The sequence below is a fragment of the Janthinobacterium sp. PSPC3-1 genome (genome assembly GCF_049896105.1).
Classification (GTDB): Bacteria; Pseudomonadota; Gammaproteobacteria; order Burkholderiales; family Burkholderiaceae_D; genus Janthinobacterium.
The window spans coordinates 1-501 of the sequence record NZ_JAFCTQ010000105.1; the positions used below are offsets into that span (position 1 = coordinate 1).

The window sequence follows — 501 nt, forward strand, 5'->3', positions numbered from 1 at the left end:
CAACGTGGCCCGGGGTGTCGATGATGTTGATGTGGTCGCCGCCGAGGACGACCGGGATGGCGCCCGACCGGGCGACCTTCTCCACCGCGGCCTCGAGCCGGCCGAGGGTCGTCTCGATGTCGCCGGGCGGGAGCTCGACGTCACCGGCGTCGACGACGCGCAGGTCCTGCAGCCCGTCGGTGCGCAGCGCCAGGCTCGGCCGCGAGCCGTCGTGCGGGAGGTAGTCGGTCATCCGGATCGCCTGCGGCCCGAATCGGGTGCCCGGCCGGTGGGAGGTGCCGCCGTCGAACGGCGCACCCAGCACGACGACGTCGGCGTCGGCCGCCACCTGCTCGGGGTCGGTGGAGGCGGTGAGGGTCGCGGTGGAGCTGACCATCGCGTGGTCGGAGGCGTTGCCGGTGCCGGTGACGGCGTAGCCGGTGAAGTCGACGCCCGTCGAGCCGAAGATCCAGTCGACCTGCATGCTCGGCGGCGGCGCACAGCTGCCGCCGGTGCTGCCAC

1 protein-coding gene is annotated in these 501 nt (G+C 73.9%); it reads right to left on the minus strand.

Going from position 1 to position 501, the window contains the following annotated elements:
• On the minus strand, positions 1 to 463 hold a 463-nt coding region (locus ACP7B7_RS31675; protein ID WP_426079370.1), incomplete at its 3' end, for an arginase family protein.
• Between the last annotated feature and the right edge of the window lie 38 nt (positions 464 to 501).